At 44.1% G+C, this 24,323-nt stretch carries 22 protein-coding genes; 10 read left to right on the forward strand and 12 right to left on the reverse strand.

The genetic code is table 11. The features are described from left to right. Positions 1-139: 139 nt before the first annotated feature. From trpC to AC57BQ_RS24120, 4 genes are all read right to left on the reverse strand, one after another. Positions 140-922, reverse strand: coding sequence for an indole-3-glycerol phosphate synthase TrpC (trpC, locus tag AC57BQ_RS24105; RefSeq protein WP_496408677.1), 783 nt, complete (start codon positions 920-922; stop codon positions 140-142). A gap of 141 nt (positions 923-1,063) precedes the next feature. Continuing rightward, positions 1,064-1,639, reverse strand: coding sequence for an anthranilate synthase component II (locus AC57BQ_RS24110; protein WP_496408678.1), 576 nt, complete (start codon positions 1,637-1,639; stop codon positions 1,064-1,066). A 124-nt stretch (positions 1,640-1,763) separates the two neighbouring features. After that, entirely contained in the window at positions 1,764-3,173 is a 1,410-nt protein-coding gene (locus AC57BQ_RS24115) for an anthranilate synthase component I family protein (protein WP_496408679.1), read from the reverse strand. Between the two features lie 232 nt (positions 3,174-3,405). Further along, positions 3,406-3,834, reverse strand: coding sequence for a cytochrome B (locus AC57BQ_RS24120; protein WP_496408680.1), 429 nt, complete (start codon positions 3,832-3,834; stop codon positions 3,406-3,408). 604 nt (positions 3,835-4,438) lie between these two features. Between AC57BQ_RS24120 and AC57BQ_RS24125 the strand changes: the two genes are divergently transcribed. Further along, positions 4,439-4,966 carry a DinB family protein gene (locus tag AC57BQ_RS24125; protein WP_496408681.1) on the forward strand — a complete coding sequence of 176 codons (528 nt, stop codon included), beginning with the start codon at positions 4,439-4,441 and terminating at the stop codon, positions 4,964-4,966. A 182-nt stretch (positions 4,967-5,148) separates the two neighbouring features. Here the strand turns inward: AC57BQ_RS24125 and AC57BQ_RS24130 are convergent, their stop codons facing one another. Both AC57BQ_RS24130 and pdhA read right to left on the reverse strand, forming a co-directional pair. Then, on the reverse strand, positions 5,149-6,819 hold the full coding sequence (locus AC57BQ_RS24130) for a dihydrolipoyl dehydrogenase family protein (protein ID WP_496408682.1): 1,671 nt from the start codon (positions 6,817-6,819) through the stop codon (positions 5,149-5,151). Positions 6,820-6,939: 120 nt separating this feature from the next. Next, positions 6,940-7,935, reverse strand: a complete 996-nt coding sequence (gene pdhA, locus AC57BQ_RS24135) for a pyruvate dehydrogenase (acetyl-transferring) E1 component subunit alpha (RefSeq protein WP_496408683.1) — start codon at positions 7,933-7,935, stop codon at positions 6,940-6,942. Between the two features lie 497 nt (positions 7,936-8,432). Here pdhA and AC57BQ_RS24140 point away from each other — a divergent pair, with 497 nt between their 5' ends. The 5 genes from AC57BQ_RS24140 (at position 8,433) to AC57BQ_RS24160 (ending at position 14,020) form a co-directional block, all read left to right on the forward strand. Then, positions 8,433-9,020, forward strand: coding sequence for a C40 family peptidase (locus AC57BQ_RS24140; RefSeq protein WP_496408684.1), 588 nt, complete (start codon positions 8,433-8,435; stop codon positions 9,018-9,020). 59 nt (positions 9,021-9,079) lie between these two features. After that, a complete protein-coding gene (locus AC57BQ_RS24145; RefSeq protein ID WP_496408685.1) occupies positions 9,080-10,270 on the forward strand; it encodes a CapA family protein in 1,191 nt (396 codons plus the stop codon). A gap of 60 nt (positions 10,271-10,330) precedes the next feature. After that, positions 10,331-12,676 carry a S9 family peptidase gene (locus AC57BQ_RS24150; RefSeq protein ID WP_496408686.1) on the forward strand — a complete coding sequence of 782 codons (2,346 nt, stop codon included), beginning with the start codon at positions 10,331-10,333 and terminating at the stop codon, positions 12,674-12,676. Between the two features lie 557 nt (positions 12,677-13,233). Beyond that, a complete protein-coding gene (locus AC57BQ_RS24155; RefSeq protein WP_496408687.1) occupies positions 13,234-13,605 on the forward strand; it encodes an ArsR/SmtB family transcription factor in 372 nt (123 codons plus the stop codon). Beyond that, complete coding sequence (locus AC57BQ_RS24160; protein ID WP_496408688.1) at positions 13,559-14,020, forward strand: SRPBCC family protein; 462 nt, start codon at positions 13,559-13,561, stop codon at positions 14,018-14,020. The genes AC57BQ_RS24155 and AC57BQ_RS24160 overlap by 47 nt, the downstream gene beginning before the upstream one ends. 330 nt (positions 14,021-14,350) lie before the next feature. Here AC57BQ_RS24160 and AC57BQ_RS24165 read toward each other — a convergent pair whose 3' ends face one another. Together AC57BQ_RS24165 and AC57BQ_RS24170 are read right to left on the reverse strand one after the other, a co-directional pair. Beyond that, positions 14,351-14,965, reverse strand: a complete 615-nt coding sequence (locus AC57BQ_RS24165) for a DUF2306 domain-containing protein (RefSeq protein ID WP_496408689.1) — start codon at positions 14,963-14,965, stop codon at positions 14,351-14,353. 188 nt (positions 14,966-15,153) lie between these two features. After that, the gene (locus AC57BQ_RS24170; protein WP_496408690.1) at positions 15,154-15,339 is read right to left on the reverse strand and encodes a hypothetical protein; all 186 of its coding nucleotides are present in this window, start codon (positions 15,337-15,339) and stop codon (positions 15,154-15,156) included. 92 nt (positions 15,340-15,431) lie between these two features. Here AC57BQ_RS24170 and AC57BQ_RS24175 point away from each other — a divergent pair, with 92 nt between their 5' ends. The 4 genes from AC57BQ_RS24175 to AC57BQ_RS24190 all read left to right on the forward strand — a co-directional run bounded on the left by AC57BQ_RS24175 (position 15,432) and on the right by AC57BQ_RS24190 (position 21,328). Then, positions 15,432-16,373, forward strand: coding sequence for an SPFH domain-containing protein (locus tag AC57BQ_RS24175; RefSeq protein WP_496408691.1), 942 nt, complete (start codon positions 15,432-15,434; stop codon positions 16,371-16,373). Positions 16,374-16,393: 20 nt separating this feature from the next. After that, entirely contained in the window at positions 16,394-16,957 is a 564-nt protein-coding gene (locus tag AC57BQ_RS24180) for a DUF922 domain-containing protein (protein WP_496408692.1), read from the forward strand. Positions 16,958-17,157: 200 nt separating this feature from the next. Continuing rightward, a complete protein-coding gene (gene dinB / locus AC57BQ_RS24185; protein WP_496408693.1) occupies positions 17,158-18,276 on the forward strand; it encodes a DNA polymerase IV in 1,119 nt (372 codons plus the stop codon). A gap of 157 nt (positions 18,277-18,433) precedes the next feature. Further along, a complete protein-coding gene (locus tag AC57BQ_RS24190) occupies positions 18,434-21,328 on the forward strand; it encodes a DEAD/DEAH box helicase (protein ID WP_496408694.1) in 2,895 nt (964 codons plus the stop codon). Positions 21,329-21,376: 48 nt separating this feature from the next. Here the strand turns inward: AC57BQ_RS24190 and AC57BQ_RS24195 are convergent, their stop codons facing one another. The 4 genes from AC57BQ_RS24195 to AC57BQ_RS24210 are packed head-to-tail and all read right to left on the reverse strand — an operon-like array spanning position 21,377 to position 24,243. Then, positions 21,377-21,691, reverse strand: coding sequence for a low molecular weight protein tyrosine phosphatase family protein (locus AC57BQ_RS24195; protein ID WP_496408695.1), 315 nt, complete (start codon positions 21,689-21,691; stop codon positions 21,377-21,379). Positions 21,692-21,713: 22 nt separating this feature from the next. After that, on the reverse strand, positions 21,714-22,373 hold the full coding sequence (locus tag AC57BQ_RS24200) for a hypothetical protein (protein ID WP_496408696.1): 660 nt from the start codon (positions 22,371-22,373) through the stop codon (positions 21,714-21,716). Positions 22,374-22,398: 25 nt separating this feature from the next. Then, entirely contained in the window at positions 22,399-22,911 is a 513-nt protein-coding gene (locus tag AC57BQ_RS24205; RefSeq protein WP_496408697.1) for a nuclear transport factor 2 family protein, read from the reverse strand. Positions 22,912-22,938: 27 nt separating this feature from the next. After that, the gene (locus AC57BQ_RS24210) at positions 22,939-24,243 is read right to left on the reverse strand and encodes an amidohydrolase (RefSeq protein ID WP_496408698.1); all 1,305 of its coding nucleotides are present in this window, start codon (positions 24,241-24,243) and stop codon (positions 22,939-22,941) included. Between the last annotated feature and the right edge of the window lie 80 nt (positions 24,244-24,323).

A 24,323-nucleotide genomic window follows, 5' to 3' on the forward strand; every position in this document is an offset into this window, starting at 1 on the left:
AAAACGCATCAAAACCGTGTTGAAATTTGTTAAAAGTGCTAAAATGAACTTTTTTTCAAGCAATTTTCAGCCGCTTTTACCCCGATTTTGAGCAGGAATTTGTTAAAATTTAAGGTTTAAAAAGTTTTTCAGGATCTGTTTATAACTGGGCTACAAAATCGCGCATGGCCTGAGCCGGGTCGGCTTGTTTCATGAAAGTTTCACCGATCAGGAAACCATTGAAGCCCGCCAGTTTCAAATGACGGATAGTCTCCGGATCGCTGATGGCGCTCTCGGATATTTTCATAAACTCTGCCGGGATATGTTTGGCCAGTTGGTATGAAGTTTCTACAGATACGGTAAAATCGGCCAGGTTGCGGTTATTTACGCCAATGGCATCCAGTTTGGGGTGGATGCTGCGTTCCAGCTCTTCCAGGTTATGCACCTCCAGCAGTACATTTAAACCTATGCTTTTGGCTAGTGTGGCCATGGTATCAATTTCTGCAGGGGTAAGTATGGCGGCTATCAGCAAAATAATATCGGCGCCTAATGCTTTGGCTTCGATCACCTGGTATTCATCTATCATAAAATCCTTACGCAGGATAGGGATATTGTTGACCGAACGGGCCTTCACCAGGTCGGCTTTGCGGCCCATAAAAAAGTTGCGGTCGGTTAAAACTGACAGGGCCGAGGCGCCCGCGCTGGCATAACCATTGGTAACGGCGCTAACCCTTACCTTATCGTTAATAATGCCTTTGGACGGCGATTTACGCTTAAATTCGGCTATAATACCGCTGCGTTCCGGATCCAGTAAAAACTCTTTGAAGGAGTAAGTATCGCGATGAAAATATTCCGACTCTTCCAGTTCAACATAGGAAACGCGTTTTTTAGCAGATGCTACTTCCTTTTTTTTATTGGCAACTATTTTATCAAGTATGTTCATGAGGTAAATATTATTAGCGTCATTGCGAGCGATAGCGTGGCAATCCCAAACTATACAGAGCGGCTCTGCAGATCGGGGATTGCCACGCTATCGCTCGCAATGACGGGTTTGTTCTTTTGTCATTCTGCCAGTGCAAATATATTATTTACTGCTCAACCAGTTGTGCATCATTTCCTTGCCGTACTCGGTGAGTATAGATTCCGGGTGAAATTGTACGCCCCGTACGTCATATTCGCGGTGGGCCAGTGCCATGATGGAATTATCCTCCTCATCAATAGCGGTTATTTGCAGTGTCTCTGGCAGATCTTCGTTGCTCACCACCCACGAATGATAGCGGCCAACCTTAAAGCTGTCTGGCAGGCCTTTAAAAAGCCCCTCCTGCCTGTTGGTTACCTTAATAGGTGTGGCTATCCCGTGCATCGGCTGACTCAGGTTGTATAAACTGCCGCCAAATACCTCGGCAATGGCCTGCTGCCCCAGGCAAACGCCGAATATGCTCTTGGTAGGCGCATATTTTTCGATCACCTCCAGCAGCAAGCCGGCTTCGGAGGGAATACCGGGTCCGGGTGAAAGGATGATCTTGTCAAAAGCATCCACATCGCTTAGGGCAAATTTATCGTTCCTCCAAACCTCGCATTGCAGGCCAAGTTCATTAACCAAATGCACCAGGTTATAGGTAAAGGAATCGTAATTGTCAATTATTAATATCTTGTTCATTTTTTAATCCTTAAAAGGAAATTCTAAATCCTAATTTCTAAATTCTAACAACGGAATGTTTACCGCGTTGTCTATTCTTATTCTCGCAGGCTCCGGCAACCGGCATCCCGCAACTCGCACCCGATCAAAGTTCCTCCGCCAGCTCAACAGCACGTCTAAGGGCCGATATTTTGGTATCTACCTCCCGAAGCTCGCTTTCGGCTATAGAGCCGGCTACAATGCCTGCGCCCGCCTGGTAATGCAGCGTATTGTTTTTGCTGAGGAAGGAGCGGATCATAATGGCGTGGTTAAAGTCGCCGTTGAAACCCAGGTAACCAATGGCGCCGCTATAAAAGCTGCGTTTGGCTTTCTCGTTCTCGTCAATAATTTCCATGGCCCGGTATTTTGGTGCTCCGCTCAGTGTTCCGGCAGGGTAGGTATCGCCCACAATCTTAAAGGATGACACGCCTGGCAGCAATTTGCCGCTTACATGCGATACCAGGTGGATCAGGTGTGAATAGTATTGCACCTCTTTAAAAGCTTTAACATGTACCTGTTCGCAATGGCGACTCAAATCGTTACGGGCCAGGTCGACCAGCATCACATGTTCTGCCGACTCTTTGGGGTCGTTCTCGAGGTTGCGGGCTATTTCGGCATCTTTTACATCATCACCGCTGCGTTTAAAGGTACCCGCGATAGGAAATATGCTGGCCACGTTATTCTTGATGGTGATCTGCGCCTCGGGTGATGAGCCGAAAATACGGAAATCGCCAAAATCAAAATAAAACAGGTAGGGTGAAGGGTTGATAGAGCGCAGGGCACGATAAACATTAAATTCGTCGCCCTGGAAGGTGCGGGAAAAAGCCCTTGATGGTACGATCTGGAAAACATCGCCCCGGTAAATATGCTGCTTCATTTTTTCGACAATGGCAATAAACTCCTCGTTGGTGAGGTTTGATTGCTCGGCATCTGTGCTCTTGAAGTTATACTCGGGGAAGTTTTTGTTTTTGATGAGGTATTCCAGTTTTTCGATACCACCGTTGGTAGGACCGCCTTCTGCCTCGTTATGGAAAATATACAGTTCGTTCTTAAAATGGTCAATCGCGATGATATAGCGGTAAACATGGTATTGCATCACCGGGATCTGCCGGGCGGTATCGCTGCTCTGTTTGAGCTTAATGGTTTCAAAATGCTCCACCGCCTCGTGGGTAAAATAACCAAATAAGCCGTTTGAGATGATCTTACCTGGATTGGCATCGGTATCAAAACTGGCTATAAACAGGTTGATCTGATCAATCAGGTCAAACGAACCAGCTTCGTGGGTTTCCTGGCTGCCATCAGGGTATGTTTTTTTGAGGATGCCGTTGTTTAATACCAGGCCCGCAATAGGCTCACAGCATATATAGCTTAAGCTGTTTTCGCGGCTGTGGTAGTCGGAGCTCTCCAACAACAACGAATTCGGGAACACGTCGCGCAGGCGCAGGTAAATGCTTACCGGCGTGGTGGTATCGGCAAGTAGCTTTTTATGGGTAGTGGTTATTTTAAATTTGTTCATGTTATTTTCAAAAAGTGTATTAAACAAAAAAACCCGGCGAATTGGGGTCGCCGGGTTTCCTATTTAGGTTTACAATTGATTAGTTATCTCTGACTAAAAACGCAACCGGCTGCCAAATTTAATTGGTGCCACCAGCTGTTTTTATGAGTGCTTTTAATCATCGTGGTCACAAATTTAGAAAGAAATTTGAATTGTCAAATTTTTTCTGAAATTATTTATTTGCTAAATCCTATTAGCCTCGTGGAATTAATAGGATACCAGAGGTAATAATGATCAAACCGAGTATATAGAACACAAAAATAGCTTTGTGCTTTTCTTCGGGAGTAGCCGCTCTTTTTGATTTGGCGTGACCAATGGTGATCAAAACAATGGCAATAATCATCATAACCCAGTGCTCAACAGTAAAATAGCGGGTGGCCGGGTTTTTCATGGTATCTTTAGTAAACTGTACAAAGGGGCTTACAAAATACAGCACAATACCGATGAGCAATTGTGTATGCACCGAGATCAGGGCGAACAGATTAAGCTTGCGGTTGCCCTCGGTATAAGGTTTTTTACCAGTAAGGCCAAGAAGCGCCAACAGGGCGGCCACAATAACCAGTACTACTACAATGTACCTGAACCCGGAATGAAGATGCTGAAGAAAGCTATAAAACGTCATAACAAAAATTTTTGTGTGAATATACAATAAAAGCAAAACCTGTAAAAGCAAGGTGTTTATTTGACAATTAGTTAACGGATTTTTTCCATTCATCCGTGATTGCGGGGTAAAAATAAATAGCAAGCCGAAGGAGGGGTGTCGCCCAGAGCACCGTCGAAGGGTAGAGCGTGGAGGGCTTACTCACCATGCTTCGACGGGCTCAGCATGACAGCCGATAAAAAAGTCAAAGCCATGTGCGATTCCTTCCCTCGCGAAGGGGAGGAAAGGCTTATGGAACAGGCTAATCATCGCGCGTAGCCCCCCTGCCATTACACCCTCCCATCGCGCCCCTCCCGTGGGGAGGGAATTAAAAATGACACTTTTTTTATCCCAAAAACATGGTTTACACTGTAAACCGTTTTTTATGAAAAAATAAAAACTAATTAATTGATTATCAATTAATTAAATAAGTTTAAACCGTAAAAAGTGTAAACCATGTAAACCCACTTTTGGAGGGAACTATTGTCGCAAATCACCCTGAAATTGTCTTTATTGCCACCTACATATCCAAGCCAGTGTACCGAACTTTGAAATATCAAAGAACATCATCAGGAAAGAAAAAATCATGGAACAACAAAAAAATGCTTTGGTACAACCTTTACCGGTACTGATAGGATCTGTAGCACAAGCGCAACTCAATTTATTTGAACCCGTTAAACAAAGTGAGGTTAACCGCGTCCCCTTTGAGGGTAGCTGGACAGCAGCCGAATTGATAGAGCACATGGTACTATCGATCTCGAGCAGTGTAGAGGTATTAAGTGGCCCTGTCCGCGATACCGACAGGGTACCTGACCGATATGTACAGAGTGTGAAAGACATGTTTTTGGATTTCGACCTTAAATTTAAATCGGCACCTTCGATCACGCCGGCGACTAAACTTTATGACAGGGATATATTGATCAAAAAACTCAGAACAGTATATAACAGCCTGATTTACCTGGTGGAAACAAAGGACCTGACCGATACCTGCCTGCTTTGGGAATTTCCTACCATCGGTTATCTTACCCGGTTGGAATGGGCCTATCAGGCGGTTTATCATGCGCAAAGGCATACGCAGCAGCTTAAGAATATTATAGGGCATCTGGGGATTTAAAAAAAGGTCAGGCACACGCGTCATTTTGAAAAGATGCTGGCTTGGCAATCTCTCTGTACAGCATAGAGATTGCTTCGTACCTCGCAATGACGCGCTTTTTTTGCAAAACAAAAAAGCGATGAAGTTTATGCTTCATCGCTTTTTCTTATGATAAATCCGGAATCGAGATTCCGAAATCCGAATTATATTAACAATCTTACCGGTTCTTCCAGTAATGATTTTAGGGTTTGCAGGAACGCGGCACCTGTTGCGCCGTCAACCACACGGTGGTCACAGCTTAAGGTAACTTTCATTACGTTGCCTGGTACTACCGCACCGTTTTTAACAACCGGAACCTGTTGTATGCCGCTAACAGCAAGGATACAAGCGTTTGGTGTATTAATAATGGCGGTAAACTCGTCAACACCAAACATACCTAAGTTTGATATGGTGAAGGTTGAGCCTTCCATTTCTGCAGGTTGTAATTTTTTAGCTTTTGCTTTACCGGCAAACTCTTTTACTTCAACAGAGATGTGACTTAATGATTTACCGTCGGCAAATTTAACTACCGGTACCAGCAAACCTTCGTCAACAGCAACGGCAACACCAATATGTACATGCTCATTGGTGCGGATCTTATCGCCCTGGAACGAAGAGTTAATGGCAGGGTGTTGTTTTAAGGCAACAGCAACAGCTTTAACTACAAAATCATTAAATGATATTTTAACCGGAGCGATATCATTGATGCGGGTACGGGCAGCGATGGCCTGATCCATATCAATGCTCATGGTTACATAGAAATGCGGAGCCGTAAACAAGCTTTCGCTTAAGCGGCGGCTGATAGCTTTACGCATTTGTGTAACGGCTCTTTCGGTAAATTTCTCTTCGCCGGTATAAGTTGGTAAAGTGATAGGCGCTTTGGCCGGAGCAGCGGAAGCAGCGGCTTCGGTGCTGGCTGGAGCAGGTGCGGCTGTTTTAGCCGGAGCTACATATCCTTCCACATCTTTCCTGATAATGCGGCCGCCTTCTGCGCTGCCTTTTACATCATTCAGGTTGATGCCTTTATCTTTTGCTATTTTACGGGCAAGCGGTGATGCTTTAACGCGGCTATCATCAGCAGATGAAGCAGCAGCTTCCTGTGTGGCAGGTGCTGAAGTTTGAGCTTCAGGGGCAGCAGCTTCTTCTGCAGGTGCGGCAGCAGCGGGTGCGCTTGTGGCGTCCTGTAATAAAGGCGTAATATCGGTGCCTTCTTTACCAACAATGGCTATGATGCCATTAACCGGTGCGGCTTCGCCTTCTTTAGGACCTATATATAAAAGCGTACCTGCTTCATAACCCACAACTTCCATAGTAGCCTTATCGGTTGCTACGTCGGCCAGAGAGTCGTCAGATTTTACTTTATCGCCAACTTTAAAGTTCCATTTCTCAATAACACCCTCGGTCATGGTATCACTAAGAGCAGGCATACGTATTACAGTTGCCGGTATGCTTGACAGATCAACCTTTGGTGCTGCAGCGGCAACCGGTGCTGGTTGTTTGTCTTCAGCTTTTGCGGGGGCAGCAGCTTCGGCAGGTTTTTCTTCTTTCTTTTCAGAACCACCACCAGCCTCTGTAAGGGCTGCTTTGTAATCTTCGCCTTCTTTACCTAAAACGGCAATAACAGCATCAACCGGAACAGCGCTGCCTTCCTCAACACCTATATATAAAAGGGTGCCGTCCTGGTACGATTCAAAATCCATGGTAGCTTTATCAGTTTCAATCTCGGCCAATACATCGCCGGATTTTACCTTATCGCCAACTTTCTTATGCCATTTCGCCAATACCCCTTCGGTCATGGTATCGCTCATTTTAGGCATTTTAACTACTTCGGCCATATACTATTTATATGTTTTAAAAATTTCTTATAAATATAATAGTTAGTCTTGAGTCTGAAGTATTAAGTTCTGAGTCAAAAAAAGACTTATAACTTATAACTCGCGACTATTGACTACTAATTAGTCTCTGATGTATGGATAATCAGCCTGAACATAAACATCGGTGTATAGCTCAGAAGCTTCCGGCCATGGTGATTCTTCAGAAAACTTAACTGATTCGTCAACCAGGTCTTTTATCTTGGCATCGATCTCTTCAAACCATTTATCATCAGCGTAACCTTTCTCCACTATAATTTGTTTGGTAGTTTCGATAGGGTCCTTAGCCTTGTAGCTTTCCAGCTCTTCTTTAGTACGGTATTTTTGAGGATCAGACATGGAGTGACCTTTGTAGCGATAGGTGCGCATTTCTAAAAAGGTTGGTCCTTCACCACGACGGGCACGCTGAACAGCTTCGTCCATAGCTACGTGTACCGCAGCTGGGTCCATGCCGTCAACAGCTGACGATGGTATACCGTAAGGTAAACCTAATTTATAAATATCTGTTTGGATAGTAGTACGTTCAACAGAAGTACCCATGGCGTAACCGTTGTTTTCGCAAACAAAAATTACCGGTAATTGCCATAAAGCAGCCATGTTAAAGGTTTCGGTTAGTGCACCCTGACGTACAGCACCATCGCCCATATAGGCAATGTTCACAAACTCGGTACCTTTATATTTTTCGGCGAAAGCAATGCCCGCACCCAGAGGTACCTGGCCGCCTACGATACCGTGGCCGCCATAAAAGTGCTTTTCCTTGTCAAACATGTGCATAGAACCACCTTTGCCTTTTGAGCATCCGGTAGCTTTGCCATATAACTCGGCCATTACCGCATTGGGGGTTACACCTTTGGCAAGCGCATGAGCGTGGTCGCGGTAAGCGGTGATCATGCTGTCTTCCTGTTTAATTACAGACATAGCTCCGGCTAATACAGCCTCCTGCCCAATATACAGGTGGCAAAAGCCCCTGATTTTTTGTTGTCCGTATAACTGTCCTGCTTTTTCTTCGAACTTACGCATTAACAGCATTTGTTCGTACCACATCAGGTAAGTGTCTTTATTAATTTCGATTGAACTCATGTAATTAAAACAATCAATAATCTTGGAGTAAAGCGCAAATCTAAATATATCCGTGAAAATATCGAAACTGCAATGAATTTGTTGTGATGTTTTATCTTTTATTTTAAGAAAGGGCTATAAATGAGCAGCCTTGACCGCATTTTGTGGGTTTAACCAAACATTATATGGCTATATGGTGATATTGCCGAAGCCTTTTTGACACGATAATGCGGTTTAACAGTGTTTTTAAGCATTTTTAGGTTGTTTGTGGTATATAATTTTTACAAAAAAGAAAAAAAACGCGCAAAAAAGATAACCTTAAAAGTATCATAAGCGTAATACTGATGGGCTTTGGTTGATAAGATTTTTAGTATAGATAATTTATTTATATTTTTTGAAAAAAAAGTGCCATTTATTTGCAATTTTAAAAAATATAGATAGTTTTGTAGCCACTGGTGGACATAAGTGTCTGATTTAATAAACAATTTGTTGCCCCTAACAGCAAACTAACGCGTTAAATGAAGAAAATTACTCTTGCTATAGTACTACTTTTCAGCGTTTTGGCTTCACAAGCTCAAACCGCAAGTACTCCGAACACCACTGCCGACAAGGCGCCTGATGAGCAGGAAAGTTTAGCTAAAACTTATTTATCACAGATCATGGGTGTCGCGTTATCCGCCACCTCAAATATGAAACTTTTTCACTTTGTTTACGATTGGATAGGCACCCCTTACCATTTTGGCGGCGAATCAAGAAGAGGGATCGATTGTTCAGCATTCACAAAAGAATTATACAGCGAGGTTTTTAACCTGGATATTAAAAGAAGCTCACGCGATATTTTCAGCATGGTAAACCCTGTTGGTCGCGATGACCTGAAAGAAGGCGACCTGGTTTTCTTTAAAATTCACAGCCGCCGTATATCACATGTAGGTATCTATTTAGGCAACAACAAATTCGCTCATGCTTCGTCAAGAGGGGTAGCCATCAGCAGCCTGGATGATAACTATTATAGCCGTTATTTTTACAAAGGCGGTCGTTTGCTGGCTTCGTTCAAAAATGAATTTACCGGTTCGGCTACCGAAACCGACGAGGATAAGAATAATTAAATCCGGAATCGAACATCCGAAGTCCGAAATAAAAAAATTAATTTAGTCCCTTCATGAACATGAGGGGATTTTTTTTTGCTATAAGGTTACAGATCTTGCTTTTAACAGCTTGCTTATTATTGTTTTTGCAGGCCTGCGAAAGCCCGGCCCAAAACAGGCAGCCGGTTATTAAACACAAAAAACATCGCCTTGCCAAAGTTTTACCATCCCAGATAACACCTGTACGGCACGACTCCCTTTGTATTGCCGCCGTTGGCGATATCATGCTGGGAACCTCATACCCGGATAGTACCACCCTGCCGCCGGATAGTGGCCGTAATAGTTTTAAGGCCGCCGCTGCCGAATTAAAAAATACGGATGTAGCATTTGGCAACCTGGAGGGCGCGCTGGTTGATACTGGTGGCCCCGCTCATTTCAAGCTTCATCAAAAGAGCAAAGCTTATTTGTTCCGGATGCCTACCAAATATGCGTCGGTTTTAAAAAATGCGGGGTTTAATTTACTGAGCCTGGCCAATAACCATATCAATGATTTTGACGCTCACGGGCGTAAAAGCACTACAAAAACATTGGACAGCCTTGGTATAAACTATGCCGGTTTGCAGATTAAACCTTCAACAGTGTTTGAGGTGAATGGTGTACGCTATGGTTTTTGCTCCTTTGCGCCAAACGCCAATACAGTGTCTATACACGATCTGAAAGGAGCCGCCCGTATTATCAGCGATTTGAAACAGCGCAGTGATATTGTTATTGTATCATTTCATGGTGGTGGTGAGGGTGTTGATTACGAGCATGTGCCTTTCGCGGTAGAATCTTTCATCGGCGAAAAACGTGGCGATGTGCATGCCTTTGCCCACAATGCCATTGATGCCGGCGCCGACCTGATATTTGGTAATGGCCCCCACGTGAACCGGGCGATGGAAATGTATAAGAACCGTTTGATAGCCTATAGTCTTGGGAATTTTTGCACGTATAAATGTGTAAGTGTAAGCGGTATTTGTGGTATGGCTCCCTTGCTTAAAGTGTACGTAAATAAAAAAGGTGAGTTTTTAAGCGGCCGCATTATTTCGTTTAAGCAGGCACATGATAAAGGATTGGTGAGGGATACGCTGAACCAGGCTATGCGCCGTATCCGGATGTTGACGGAAACCGACTTCCCTAATGCCGGCTTGAGCATTGCCGACAGTGGAGAGATAACCGCAGTCGCCCGGTTTGATAATTCACTCACAAAAGTTACAGAGCCAAACCAATAGCTCCGGTAAAAAGCATTAATTTGCATCCTGATTTTCAAAATTAATCCTGTTAAGCAGCGTATGAATAAATATTTATTATCAGTAACCGCTATGGCATTTGTTTGGACAGCAAATGCACAGCAAAGCAACACTTTAACCGATAAGGATTATGCCCATGCCGAAAGTTTCCTGAGCTATAATACCGAGCAATTGGTTGATCACAGCAGGGTAAGCCCTAACTGGCTACCGGGCGATAAATTCTGGTACCGGATACTAACACCCCAGGGAAGCGAATTTATTTTGGTTGATCCCGTTAAAAAAACACGTGTACAGGCTTTTGACCAGCAGAAACTGGCCGCAGCTATATCAACAGCTACTGGCAAAACCTACGAAGCCAACAAGTTGCCGTTTCGCACTTTGAGTTTTTCGGATGATCTGAAATCGATCTCATTTGGTGCCGATGGTAAATCGTGGAAATGCGATCTGCAAACCTATCAGTGTACAGCTGATAATGCCATGGTTGGCCAAAGTGCCACTCATTCCCGCAGAAGAGGTGGAGGCGACGAAGTTGCTTCGCCCGATGGCAGCCAGGTGGCCTACATCAAAGATTACAACCTTTGGGTGCGTAATATTAAAACCGGGAAAGAAACGCAACTGACCACCGATGGAATAAAAGATTTTGGCTACGCTACAGATAATGCCGGCTGGAAATCGTCAGACGGTCCTATCGTGCGCTGGTCGCCTGATTCTAAAAAGATAGCTACATTTAAACAGGATCAGCGTAATGTGGGTGATATGTACCTGGTTAGTACCAATGTTGGTCACCCTACACTAAAGAGCTGGAAATACCCGCTTCCCGGGGATAAGGAAATCGCCATGATAACCCGGGTGATCATTAATGTAGATGAACCGAAAGTGATCAATATACAGGTTGCTCCCGATCCGCATCGGGCTACCCTGAGCGACGATATTGCCAGTAGCGGTACTTTTGATGATGTGGACTGGACTGCCGATGCCTCCAAACTTGCTTTTGTATCAACCTCCCGCGATCACAAACAAGAGAAATTCCGTATTGCATATGCTGCTACAGGCGCCGTAAAAGAGGTTTTTGAAGAAACCGTAGCTACGCAATATGAATCGGGTCAGGGTGCTATCAACTGGCGATACCTGGCCAAAACCAATGAGATCATCTGGTTTTCGGAACGCGATAACTGGGGACATCTGTATTTATATGATGCGCTTACCGGCAAGGTTAAAAACCAGATCACCAAAGGAGATTGGGCAGTTACCGAACTGCTGAAAGTGGACGAAAAGAACCGTCTGATCTATTTCCTGGCTGGTGGCCGCGAGCCGGGTAATCCCTATTTTACCCATCTGTACAAAGTGGGCTTTAATGGTAAAGGACTTACGCTGTTGAGTCCGGGAGAAGGTACCCACCAAATTACGCTATCACCAGGAGAGAATTATTTTATAGATAGTTATTCCAAATCTGATGTGCCACCGGTAACCGTTCTGCGTGATCTGAATGGCAAACTGATCAGCACACTGGAGAAAACAGATATCAGCAGGCTGCTGGCTTCGGGTTGGAAAGCTCCGATCCCGTTAACGCTTAAAGCGCATGACGGCCAAACCGATATTTATGGTTTAATGTATGTGCCTACGCAGCTCGATCCCAACAAAAAATATCCCATCATCAATAATCTTTATCCTGGTCCGCAAGGTGGTAGTGTAGGTAGCTGGGCGTTTGCATCGGCCCATGGCGATTGTCAGGCTCTTGCCGAGCTGGGCTTTGTAGTAGTACAGATAGAAGGCACCAGTAACCCGCTGCGTTCAAAAAGCTATCATGATATGAACTATGGCCACATGTCTGAAAATACACTGCCCGATCAGGTTACTGCTATGCAGCAACTGGCTCAAAAATATCCTTATATCGATATCAATAAAGCAGGTATCTGGGGACACTCGGGCGGTGGTTTTGCAACTGCCGCAGCCATGTTCCGTTTCCCGGAATTTTTTAAAGTGGGTATATCCGAGTCGGGCAACCATGATAACTGTAACTATGAGGACGACTGGGGCGAACGCTATATTGGTCTGTTAACCCCACAGGCTGATGGCGTATCCAACTACGAGGCCCAGGCTAATCAAAACTATGCTAAAAACCTGAAAGGTAAGCTCATGCTGGCTCATGGTTTAATGGATGATAACGTACCACCTTATAATACCTTGCTGGTTATTGAAGCTTTAGAAAAAGCCAACAAAGATTATGACCTGGTGGTATTCCCGAACAACGCCCATGGTTATGGCCAAAACTCATACTACATGATGCGCCGTCGCTGGGACTATTTTGTAAAGAACCTGGCAGGAGCCGAAACACCAAAAGAATATGTATTAAAAAGCAAGCCCGATCCGCGGAATAGCGCGCAGTAAGGATTGAAGATGTAAAAACGAAAAGGCGGATCAATTGATCCGCCTTTTTTGTTGGCTATATCTAAAAATTGGGTTTACATGGTTTACACTTTTTGGGTTAACATTTTTATATTTAATTGATAATCAAGTAATTAATAATTATTTATGTCATTTTATGGGTTTACACTGTAAACCATGTTTTAGGGCCTCCGCAAGAGACGTTGAGTAATAATCCATGATTAGGCATAGTGTATTAATAATATTACAAAATGTGGCTGTCACCCTGAGCTCCGTCGAAGGGTTGAGCGCAGAGGCCTTCCTCCTATGCTTCGACGGAGCTCAGTATGACACCCATCAAAAGAGCCAAGGCCCGGTGCGATTCCTTCCCTCGGGAAGGGGAGGAAGGGGTTTATGGAATGGGCTAATCCCCGCGCGTAGAAACCCCTCCCTGCCATTACACCTGCCCAACACATCCCTCCTGTGGGTAGGGAATAAAAAGTGACTTTCTTAATTAAAAATGAAATAAAATTTGCGTCGTCATTTGGCGTTACATATATTTGTCGTCAAATGGCGACAAGATGATATTACGACGAGACATTTTTCAGGCCGTAGCCGATCCCACAAGAAGGGCGATCCTGGCACTTTTGGCTTCACAGACGATTACTGCAGGTGCAATTGCCGATAATTTTGATGGCGCCCGGTCCACCATTTCCAAACATATTCAGATACTAACTGAGTGTGGTCTTGTAGAATCAAACCAAAAGGGCAGGGAGATCTATTACCAGATCAAGATGGATAAAATGACGGAGATTGATCTTTGGCTGGATCAGATCCGCCTGATTTGGGAGGCCCGCTTTGATAGCCTTGATCAATATGTAACAAAAATTCAAAACGATAGAAACCATGGAAAAAACAGCGAACCGCGAGATGCGGATAACCAGAACGTTTAAGGCCCCCATTGAACTGCTGTGGGAAGTATGGACCGATCCCGAACATATTATTAACTGGTGGGGACCAAACGGATTTACTTCTACCATCCACAAAATGGATTTTAAAGAAGGTGGAGAATGGAACCTGACCCTGCACGGACCTGATGGTACCGACTATCCGAACAAAAGTATTTACAAGGAAATTGTCCCGTTCAAGAAAATCGTGTTTGAACACTTCAATCCACATTTTTTTACAACGGTTCTTTTTGAATCCAAAGGCGAAGAAACCCAGATTGATTGGACGATGTTATTTGATACCGCGGAAATACGTGAAACCGTTATCAAAGTACACAAAGCAGATGAAGGTCTAAAACAAAACGTTGAAAAATTGGAAGAATATCTTTCCAAGCAGGGGGGGAGATCAGAAGCTAAATAAGATTTCTGCAAGCAATAGCAGGAGACACAATTATGTGCCTCTACGTTTTTTGTTTTTTGTAGAGACGCATAATTGCGTCTCCTAATGGAAAGTATCTCCCGCTATTTCTTGAAAATCATTATATTTAGTTTTAAAACGTTCCTAAATCTTAAAAACATGGGTTTTCTCCTTTTTTTTCTTTTAATACTACCCGTTATCATTTCAGCTGTAGCGGCCTATATTATATACTTAATTACGCGCAACAAATTAAGAAAGGCAGGTAATCCCCGGGTTAAATTGATCAGTATACTTACTTTAATCGGCAGCTTTGTAATAATTCTTGCTGCCATATTAACGCTTATCGCGTATAATTTCCGTTTTGAGCGGTAGGGGTTTTCGCTTTCTTCTGATCAGCCACTCTGCAAATAATAAATTAGGCACAAAGCCCATCCAGGCGTTGATCATGTACAGATGCAGTGGATCGATATCCACAAAGCTTAAAATAATTATTTTCCAGGCGCGTAAAGTAACCGCCGAAAGGGTGAGGGCGTAACTCCTGATCATGAAACGCTTGTGAGCGGCAACGTTACCTTTTTTAATTTCAATAACCGCTTTATAAGTGAACCAAAACCATAGACAATCCAAAATAACAAATGCGGTTTTAGTGGGCAGCAAACCGTTGGCATATATCGCCATAATCATGGCAGCAGGAACATTGATCAGTAAAACATCATAGATATAAATTTTACCCACTAAACGATGTATGTTGGTGTGGTCTTTTAAAATAAGTGCTGAAAACTGTGTAAAACCAGCCAATAAAGCGAATATAATGGTAAAGACATGGGTATAAAATGCCACTTTCCAGGGCAAAATATGTATATAGTCTTGTTTAAATTGCAGAAAACCAATGTTGTCCTGCATGGGATAGTATCGTATGATACCCTTTAGCATTAAAAAGGTAGCCATGCATAGCAATAGATAAATGGCCAGGGTTCTGAAAATATATTTTGCGGTATCCAGCGGTTTAAGTTTTTTGTAAAACGGTTACTCCCTGATAAAAATATAAATAATTAATCTTGAAAATGATTAATTGTTAATGTCTCAGTGCCAGGGAGATTAAACTGCTATAAAAAACTTGTACCAAAGACGAAGCCCTAAGCTTCGTCTTTGGTATTACGTACCAGGCTGATCCCAGTAAAGAAAAATAGCAGGGCTATAATACCTACAACAACCAATGTTGTGGTCCGGCTGCTGTGGTTAATGACACCCAGCCCGGTATAAATTAAGCCAATGATACCGAGTACGGTTAATATGGCTCCAAAAGTTCGTTTTAGGTTCATGTTATCTGGTGCTGTTTTATAAAGCATTTTTATAAAAACAAATAACACACCAATAATTTGTGCTACATTTATTTATCTAAATATTATCAACCATGGGACCAGGACAAATCACTTTTTTTATTATTGCGTTCATTGTTTTAATTATCATATTTACCTCTTTTGTGTCTGTAAAACAGGGCACTATAGTGGTAATTACCATATTTGGAAAATACCGGCGCATACTTACACCGGGTTTAAATTTTAAACTGCCATTTATCGAAAACGTATACTCCAAGATCTCTATCCAGAATCGTTCGGTTGAGCTGGAGTTTCAGGCAGTAACGTTTGACCAGGCCAATGTTTATTTTAAGGCCATGCTGCTGTACTCGGTGCTTGATCAGCAGGAAGAAACCATTAAAAATGTGGCCTTTAAATTTGTTGATGAGCGTAACCTCATGCAGGCGCTTATCCGTACGGTTGAAGGCTCTATCCGCGCTTTTGTTGCTACCAAACGCCAGAGCGAGGTGCTGATATTAAGACGGGATATTGTAGAGCACGTAAAAGAACAGCTTGATCAGATATTGGAGAGCTGGGGATACCATTTACAGGATCTGCAATTGAACGATATTACGTTTGACGATGTGATCATGAAATCCATGAGCCAGGTAGTAGCTTCCAACAACCTGAAAGCAGCCGCCGAAAACGAAGGACAGGCATTATTGATCACCAAAACAAAAGCGGCTGAGGCCGAAGGTAACGCTATCAAGATCTCGGCACAGGCCGAACGTGAGGCTGCCCAGTTGCGTGGCCAGGGTATTGCCCTGTTCCGTGAGGAAGTTGCCCGTGGTATGACCGTAGCCGCTAAAGAAATGGCCGAGGCTAATATGGATACCTCGGTGATCATGTTTACGATGTGGACAGAATCAATCAAACACTTTGCCGAAAATTCGCAAGGCAACGTGATATTCCTTGACGGTTCAACCGATCAGATGCAGCATACATTAAAAGAAATGATGGGCTTAAACCTTTTACAGAATGACAAAGTCAAAAAGTAAAAGTTTAACCTGCGTAATTCATGAATGTAAGATGGCTTAAAGAGGCGCTCATAGCAGCCCTGTTTTTAATAACGATAACCGGGGCACAGGCCCAACAACAATTCCATCAACTAACCATTAACGATTTTGGCGGCGCGCCGCGTGTAAATGCACGCGGCGTAGTTGCTTATACCAACTGCACCATTGATTTTAAGTATCAGGCTAATCGCGTAAACGGCGGCTTTATGCTCAATGCCTTTGTAAAGCTGGTACTGAATACCGAAAGATCCTGGCTCGACAGGAGCCGGATAACATCCAATCAGGCGCTGTCCGAAATATTAAAGCACGAACAGGGCCATTACACCATTGCTTACCTGGAGCAGCAGGAATTGCTGCGCGAAATTGGCAAAACCCGTTTCAGTCGCAATTATCAATACGAAGCCATGAACCTGTTTAATCGTATCGATAACAAATACAAGCAGATGAATACCGACTACGATGAGGACACCCAGCACATGACCGACCGCGTGCAACAACACAGCTGGGATGTGTATTTTCAAAAACAACTACAGTTTATGCCGGTGGAAGACAGGGATGGACGGTAAAAGGGCATGCTGAATCTATATTTATCATGTCATTGCGAGGAGGAACGACGAAGCAATCTCATCGCGTTCAATATGCAAATGAGGAGATTGCCACGCTCGCAATGACATGATTTTTATTTGATGTTAGAAAAAATTTTCCGCTGTAGGTGATAAATATTTAGCTATTCATTTTAGCAAAGCCTCTCCGTATCTTTGTCCTAATGCCAAACGAGCCCGTACAGATCATCCGTAAAATTATCCATATTGATATGGATGCTTTTTACGCGTCTGTTGAACAGCGCGACTTTCCGGAGTACCGGGGCAAAGCGCTGGTGGTGGGTGGTTCGCCGCAAGGCAGGGGTGGCGTAGTAGCCACCGCCAGTTATGAAGCACGGAAATTTGGCGTTCGCTCGGCCATGTCCTCAAAACGGGCGGTACAGCTTTGCCCTGATGCTATATTTGTACGACCACGGTTCGCGGCGTATGGTGAAGTATCACAAAGGATCAGGGAAATATTTAGCCGGTACACCGATCTGATTGAGCCATTATCATTAGATGAAGCCTACCTGGATGTTACCCATGATAAACTGGGCATAGGTTCGGCCATTGAAATAGCCCAACAAATTAAGCAGGCTATTAAAGATGAATTGCAGCTGACGGCATCGGCAGGTGTATCCATCAATAAGTTTGTAGCCAAAATTGCATCGGATATCAATAAACCCGACGGGTTAAAGTTCATCGGCCCATCCAGCATCGAAGATTTTATGGAGCAATTACCCGTTGAAAAGTTTTTTGGCGTGGGAAAAGTAACCGCGCAAAAAATGAAACAAATGGGCCTGCACACCGGTGCCGATCTGAAAAAGCTCACCGAAGAGGAACTGGTGCGGCACTTTGGTAAAACCGGCCGGTTTTACTACCAGATAGTACGGGGAGTGGATAACCGCGAGGTGCAGCCGCATCGCGAAACCAAATCATTAGGAGCCGAGGATACTTTTGCTTATGATCTTACCACGCTGGAGGAAATGGATGCCGAGTTGGATAAAATAGCGCTCACGGTTTATAACCGCCTGCTTAAGTACGATCTGAAAGGCCGTACACTTACCCTCAAAGTAAAATACAGCGACTTTAAACAGATCACCCGTAACCAATCGTTCCCGGAGGCTTTTAACGATTTGGAAACCATCAACCAAACGGCTAAACAGATCATGGCGGCTAATTATACAGAGGACGCCAAAGTTAGGCTGTTGGGTATATCTCTATCAAACTTTGGTGATGCAATGGTTAAATCTAAACAGGAAAAAGAAGCCGGTCCGGGCGATCAGCTGGCACTGGAATTTTAGCCCCTACCCCCTAAAGGGGGAACTAAAATCAACTTTTAATCAAATAGAAACCCGTGTTAACAATTATTTAACAGAAAACACTTTCAAATAAAGTAAATTCTCATTACGTTTGAATTTTTTGTTGATGTAGCTTCTATTAATTTTTTATTAAAAGTTAATGTTACGCGTCGACAGTACCAAACCATGCCAGATCATTTATGCCATTGCCCGGCATGAGTATTTGTCGTACGTTATTGAGCCACACATCGTTCAGCTTAATCCAAACGGCGAATTTTCACTAACCCACCAGCGTTTATTCTCCAATACAGCCAAAGAATTTGTCCATTGCCTGGACGATACCGACATCAAATTGATCAGGATATTAGAAGAGATGGAGCAAGGTAACGTGATTAAACGTTATTATAAAAAGCCTATCCGCCCTTTTGAGTTTTTCTCCAAGATATTTAATGAGCAGCTTTTTGATACCATCCGCCCCAAAATGGAAAAGCGTATGGCCGAGGCATTGGCTTTGCTGTGCAGTAAACAGGTATACCAGATGAGCAAGGAGGGTTATCCGGCAGAACGTAAACTGCAGTTAGCCACCGAAGCCGCTTCGGTACTGTTCCATTTCAGGCGTAATGAGGAGGAGATCAGGTATTTCCCGACCATTAAATACCAGGGCATGCGCATTGAGTTCATGTTCAAAAATGCTGAGATCATTTGCAATCACCCGGCCTGGATGCTGCTGGATGATACCCTGTATTATTTCGATAAAGAGATAGAGGGCAAAAAGCTGCAGCCATTCCTGAACAAACGTTATATCGCCATACCGAGGTCCTCAGAGCAATCTTACTTTGAAAAGTTTGTGGCTCCCTTGATCGAAAAGCATAATGTATACGCTGAAGGTTTTGTCATTAATACCGAAAAGTACGATGCCCAGGCAGCGCTGAAGCCTATTTACATCGAGGGTGGCACCTCGCAGCTGCAATTGTATTTTAAATATGCCGGCTATATTTTCCCTTATGGCGATGGGAGGCATGTATCGGTACGGATGGAGAAAAATGGCGACGAATATATATTCCACCGCATCAAACGTTCCATCACCTGGGAAAAGAACAAGATGCAGCAGCTGGAGCAAATGGGGCTCAAGACAGCCTCGAGCCTGTTCCAGAACCTGGAAGTGGATAACCATGACGAGGACGCCGATCACTCTTTCTCGGTTTTTGAATGGCTTAACCAGCACCATGACCAGCTGATTGAGCAGGGCTTTGAACTGGAACAGCCCGAGGGCCAAAAACGATATGTGTTTGGCAACAGCAAAATTGATCTGGAAGTAAAAGAAAATAACGACTGGTTTGATATTCATGCCATTGTATGGTTTGGGCCCTACAGCATACCCTTCATCCAGCTTAAAAATCATATCCTTAACCGTAAAAAGGAGTTTACGCTGCCATCGGGCGAGATAGCGGTGATCCCCGAAAAATGGTTTTCGCAATACGGCAACCTGCTGCATTTTTCTGAGGGTGGTAATGACCTGAAATTGCGCCGCCACCACATAGGCCTGGTAAATGATTTAGCCGAAGGCGAAATGGCCAACGTGACCATAACCCGCAAGCTGCAAAAACTAACTGACTTTGAGGAACTGGAGGAGGTGGAGATGCCGCAGCATTTTGCCGGTAACTTGCGGCCCTATCAAAAAGCGGGGTATAATTGGTTTCATTTTTTAAAGAACTATCATTTTGGCGGTTGCCTGGCTGATGATATGGGTTTGGGTAAAACCATACAAACCCTGGCCCTGCTGCAAAAGCATAAAGAAGATATAGAGGCGGGGGATAGCAAAGCTACATCCCTGGTGATCATGCCTACTTCATTGATCTATAACTGGCTTAATGAGGCTAAAAAGTTTGCGCCGCAGCTTAAATTGATGGTGCATACCGGCACCATGCGTTACCGCTCGGCCGATGTGTTTGCCAATTACGATGTGGTGATCACTACTTACGGCATCAGTCGCATTGATATTGGTATGTTCAAGGAATACTTTTTTGATTATGTGATACTGGACGAAAGCCAGAACATCAAGAATCCATCATCCAAATCGTTCCAGGCGGTTAAGCAGCTCAAATCGCGCTTTAAGCTGATACTGAGCGGCACCCCGGTTGAAAACTCGGTGAACGACCTGTGGACGCAAATGTCGTTCATTAATCCAGGTTTGCTGGGCGGTCAGCAATTTTTCCAGAACGAGTTTGTAACGCCTATTGAAAAGAAAAAGGACGAGGATAAAGCCCGTAAATTACAGGCCCTGATAAAACCTTTTGTTTTACGCCGTACCAAAGAGCAGGTAGCTACCGAGCTGCCGCCAAAAACCGAAAACCTTTTCTATTGCCAGATGAGCGAAGAGCAGGCTTCGGTATATGAAAAAGTAAAATCAGAATACCGTAACGAACTGCTCAAAAGCCTGGAAGACGGTACGTTTGCCAAAACCCAGATACAAGTATTACAAGGCCTGATCAAACTACGGCAAATAGCCAATCACCCGATCATGATAGACAGTGATTATGAGGGAGATAGCGGCAAGTTTGAGAACGTAGTACATACCCTTACCAATGTATTGGATGGCGGGCATAAGGTGCTTATATTTTCGCAGTTTGTAAAACAGCTGAGTATTTACCGCGAACATTTTGAGCGGGAAAGTATTCCTTATGTGTACCTGGATGGTAGTACCCAGAACCGGGGCGATGTGGTAAAACAATTTCAGGAAGATCAGAAAACACGCGTATTCCTGATCTCGATAAAAGCAGGTGGGGTAGGCCTAAACCTTACAGAGGCTGATTATGTATTTATACTTGACCCCTGGTGGAACCCTGCTGTGGAACAGCAGGCCATTGACCGCACGCACCGCATCGGCCAAACCAAAAATGTGTTCATCTACAAGTTCATCACTAAAGATACGGTAGAAGAGAAAATCCTGGCCCTGCAGCAACGCAAACTAAGCCTGAGCCGCGCCCTCATCACCACCGAAGAAAGTTTTATCAAGTCGCTTACCGCGGATGACATCAGGGAGATTTTGGGATAATCTTCCCTCTACCTCGCAATGATGCGTGTGTTGTTTTAATGATTACTTTTACAAATACTCCCTCAAAGCCTCCTCCAATATCTCTACCAGCTCGGGATCATTAAATTGATAATTGTCTTCAATATCCAGTACCACCAGTTCCTTACCGGTGATATCAAAACGTTGTTTTAATAGTTGCTGATGTTTGCGTTCCATCACAAATATCACCTCAGCGCGGTCAATCATTTTTTGACTGACCCGGATGCGTGCCTTATCACTGGTGCCGGCAGAGTATGCCTGGTGCACCGGATGGTTCTTAAATAAAAGCTCGGCAGTTGGACTTCGCCATTGGTTTTTACTGCAGATGAAAAGGAGGGTAGACAATGGCCGTTATTTTTATATCAATTCACGAAAAAGCCGGGAAAAGCTTATACCCAATGGCTAACGCCAACATCACCAGTCCCAAATAAAATATTCGTTTGCCCTGTTTCCGGTCATTTTCATTATAGCCGTATACCCGCTCGCCATCGGGTAGGGTTTTTTTGAATGACGACAGGTGCCAGCCAATAAAAAGGCCCAATAAGCCACCTGCAAGAGCAAATATATATCCTATAACAATCCAGATAGTTTGTGGAGGGTCCGGTTGTTTAAGGGCTTCTATCCGGCTTTTGTGCAAGCCCGATAGCTCCTGATCGTTAATTTCAACTCCCCGTTCGGTAAGTATCTTGCGGGCTAGTTGGTAGTCAAACGGGCTCCACTCATCGGCTTTGGCTAAAACATCTATGAGCTCATCGTTGCTGAAACCAAACAGATAATGATCCGGATCTGCCTGGTCAATATTGGTACGCTCGCTGTCATTAAGCAAGCGGTTTACCAGTTCAAAATCTACCGCCCGTATTTTTACCGCATAATCTTTGGCTAACTCTGTGTAGGAAAACGCAGGATTAAAAGAGAGCTGGCTTTCTTCTAACTCATGCGGAATATGATGTTGTTCCAGCAGTGCGGTAAGTTCACCGGCTAAAGCCGGGTCATTAAAGGTTTGAAAGGTAATAAGATCGGGTTGCATATAGATGGGGCTAGGGTATCATATATTAAAGACCATTTTTGGGTACCCAGGCCTGGCTTTTGATGAGCCATTTGTCGCTGACAAGACGGAGCACAAATGAAAAGGCGCCCTCCTCGTCAAACGGATCACCATTGATAGTACCGGTATACTCCACGGGAACTACCAGGTAAGCTATTTCTTCGGTCTGCTGAAAAACTTTGATCCGTTTTACATTAACCTTAAAATCTTTTATTTTAAAATCTTTTACCGCCTTCTGAACTGAGTTTATCCATTGTACACCTGCCAGTGGGCCGGCCCAGGAATAGGGCTGCTGCTCATCGCTCACTACAGCATTAGGGGTATAAAACTCAGCTACTTTTTCGATGTTAAAAGTATAGGAAGCCTTCAACACGGCATTCACAACTTCTAAAACTTCGGGCTTTATTGTTTTTATAGTTTTTGCAGTATCCACACTATTGATGCCTGCAGCATATGTTTTGCCCGCAACCGAAAAGTTTAGGAGCAAGGCGGCACATGCTATAGTGAATATGTTTTTCATCTTACGAAGCCGTTAATATGATCTGTACTATTTACCATAGCTATTCATATAATCCAAAGTTAAGTTACAAAGGGCTTTAACTCCTAATGTAAATCCGCTTTCGTCAATAAAAAAATCGGGCGTGTGGTGTGATGGCGCTTTGAGCGGGTCCTGCCCTTTGGGCATTCCGCCTAAAAAGAAGAAAAGCCCGGGCACTTTTTCCTGGTAAAAGCTAAAGTCTTCGGCACCGGTAACGGGTGGGCGCAGTAATACATTTTCGGTTCCGGCGCTATGCTGCAGGCTCGGCAGCATTTTTTCGGTTAGCTTAACATCATTAAAAGTAACCGGGTAATGATTGCTGTATGGGATCTTTACTTCGGCGGTGGCGCCTTGTGCTTCGGCGGTTTTAGTAGCTATTTGTTTAACCCGCTCAATCAGCAGTTTCTCGTCGGCAAGGGTAAAAGAGCGTAGCGTGCCCAGCATTTCTACCTGCTCAGGTATAATGTTCGACCGGTTACCGCCTTTGATGGCACCAATGGTAACTACCGCGGGGTTTTGCGTTACATCAATATTACGGCTCACAATAGTTTGCAGGTTGTTGATGATCTCGGCCGAAACCACGATCGGGTCAATGCTCGACCATGGATAAGCTCCATGTGCCGACCGCCCTTTTACAATGATCTGCATGTCATTTACGCCGGCCATCGTTCCGCCCGGGCGATAAGTGATCTTACCCACCTCGGTTTGGGAGTTGATGTGTAAACCAAATATAGCGTCGACCTTTGGGTTTTCCAGTACACCTTCTTTCACCATTTCTTCGGCGCCGCCTTTCTGACCAGGTTCAACACCTTCTTCCGCAGGCTGAAAAATGAATTTTACGGTACCATGCAGCTCGCTTTTCATGGTAGATAGTATTTGTGCCACGGCCATCAAAATAGCCATATGTGAATCATGACCGCAGGCATGCATTACGCCAACTTCCTGCCCGTTATAGGTGGTTTTTACTTTTGATGCAAAGGGCACGGGTGTACGTTCAATTACCGGCAAGCCATCCATGTCCGCCCGCAAGGCCACAACCGGGCCCGGTTTATCACCTTTTAAAATACCTACAACACCGGTGGTAGCAATACCTGTTTGCACCTGTATGCCTAAGGACTGCAGGTGTTTGGCAATAATGCCGGATGTGCGTACCTCATGATTTCCCAATTCCGGGTGTTCATGAAAATCGCGCCGCCAGGCAACTATCTTGCTTTGCAGAGCATCGGCTTTAGTGTTTATTATGCTCGACACATCTGTTTGTGCAAGCGCTTGTAGGCTGGTTAAGGACAGTAATAAGGTGTAAAGTTTTTTCATGCCGTATTATTTACTCTAAATATAAACATAAACAACAAAAAAGGCAGCATTTTGAAATGTTGCCTTTTTTAAGAATAATC

Source organism: Mucilaginibacter sp. BGA-UO-ETr-C110, assembly GCF_059567985.1.